Genomic DNA, 1,864 nt, shown 5'->3' with positions numbered 1-1,864 from the left:
ACGGCAGCACCTTAAATGGTTTGGGCGGGAATGACAGTTTGTATGGGGGCAATGCCAAAGACACCCTAAACGGCGGCGCGGGGGCGGACACTATCTATGGCGGTGACGGTAATGACAAGCTGGATGGCGGACTTGGCAATGATTATCTTGTTGGCGGTAATGGCAATGATGTTTATATCGTTGACAGCTCAGAAGACACCATTGTTGAAAATGCTAACGAAGGCATAGATACGGTTAATAGCTCAGTCAGTTACAGTCTAATTGGCACCAGCGTAGAAAATTTGACGTTAACAGGCGGCGAAGCACTTGATGCTATAGGTAATGCCTATAGCAATTCGTTGACTGGAAATTCGGCCGCGAACAGCTTGTCAGCTTTAAGTGGTGACGATAAATTAGATGGCGGTGAAGGTTTGGACATATTGATAGGCGGCGTGGGTAAGGACAGCATCGTGCTGACAGAAATCGTCGCTGTGACCGATAAGGTTGTGGTGGCCGCAGGTGACAGCAAAGTCACGGGTTACGATACCGTAATTGGTTTTTCGTTAGGCAATTCGGTTACCGATACTACGGCAGATCAATTGGACTTAGCCAACACCACTATTGCAGGTGACGTATCCGCTATAGATGGCGTTAATTCAGGGATTATTAAAAGCCACGCCATTAGCAACGGCATTATAAGTTTTGACGATGCCGATAGTTTCTCATCAGAACTTACATTGACACAAAGTAACTTTTCTAATGTCTTAAGCTATTTGCAAGGCAATATAAAAGCTGGTGAAACCGTTGCTTTTGACGCGCTCGGCAATACTTATGTTTTCCAAGACGGCGGCATCACGGATACTTTAGTGCAATTGACAGGCGTTACCGCAAGTAATTTGAACACCGCAGGGCTGGCAGCAGGAGGGGTTTGGTTGGTTTAACTGATAACTTACGCTATGCGGCGTCCTGCTTTACTCACGTTTGCCGTATCGCAAGTCCTGCCGCGTCCAGACCGAAGTGGCAGGATGCCGATAAAATGGTTAGGATCACCTTTTATCGGCTATCAATTTACCCTTAAATATTTGTGACAACATCCAGAAACCAACAAAAAGCGTTTCAATTAGTTTCTTGCACATCTGTGTAACCCGCACCATAACCGGACGAGCAGGTTGGCATTGCGTCAAAATCCCTTTGATCACTTTTAGAGGGCTTACAGCTTTTATCAGGTGTCACTAACCTTTTGATAAGTTCTCTTGCACCTGCCGTATCGCCCATAATCTTTTTAAAGGGGGTCACAGGCACGCCTAACCCTGCAAAACGGTTTGCCGTACCTGAGACGATCGCGACGAAACGATCTTTGCCAGCGGGGCCATTAGCGCGTATTTGCCACTTGCTGCTCGACAGGTGTAACGGAGTGTTAGCTGAAATACGGTTATCATTATCATACTGATTAGGGAATAAAGTTTTGTCGCAAATATCCCAAACTTTGGAGATAATCCGCCAATTTTGTTGCCAGACTATGAAGAGGTTCTGTCGCAAACTTTCTAATTTTGGGGGATAATCCGCCAATTTTTGTTGCCGGACTATGAAGATCAGCTTTAAAGGTGCCCACTATCCGAAAGACGTTATCCTGCACGCGGTTTTCTTCTATGTCCGGTATGGCGTTTCCTACCGCGACCTGGAAGAAATTTTGGCGGAGCGCGGTGTCGCCGTGGATCATGCGACCCTGAACCGCTGGGTTGTCCGCTATTCGCCACTGATCGCTTTGGCGGCAAAAAGCCGCAAACGGACGGTTGCCGGCTCTTGGCGTATGGACGAGACGTACATCAAAATCAAAGGGGAATGGGCCTACTTGTACCGCGCGGTGGACAAATTTGGCGACACT

The 1,864-nt window shown here is 47.5% G+C and carries 3 protein-coding genes; 2 read left to right on the top strand and 1 reads right to left on the bottom strand.

What is annotated here, in order from left to right:
- Positions 1-920, top strand: a 920-nt coding sequence (locus AADEFJLK_RS21245; protein WP_282957376.1) for a calcium-binding protein, incomplete at its 5' end; no start/stop codon positions are given.
- Between the two features lie 175 nt (positions 921-1,095).
- Here the strand turns inward: AADEFJLK_RS21245 and AADEFJLK_RS21240 are convergent.
- Positions 1,096-1,548: a DUF4384 domain-containing protein gene (locus AADEFJLK_RS21240; protein ID WP_170065203.1), complete on the bottom strand. Its 453-nt coding sequence runs from the start codon at positions 1,546-1,548 to the stop codon at positions 1,096-1,098.
- 16 nt (positions 1,549-1,564) lie between these two features.
- Here AADEFJLK_RS21240 and AADEFJLK_RS21235 point away from each other — a divergent pair.
- On the top strand, positions 1,565-1,864 hold a 300-nt coding region (locus AADEFJLK_RS21235; RefSeq protein WP_146054695.1), incomplete at its 3' end, for an IS6 family transposase.

The organism is Methylovulum psychrotolerans (genome assembly GCF_002923755.1).
GTDB lineage: Bacteria > Pseudomonadota > Gammaproteobacteria > Methylococcales > Methylomonadaceae > Methylovulum > Methylovulum psychrotolerans.
The sequence above is the reverse complement of the archived record's forward strand: the minus strand, read 5'-3'. Positions and strand labels throughout refer to the sequence as shown.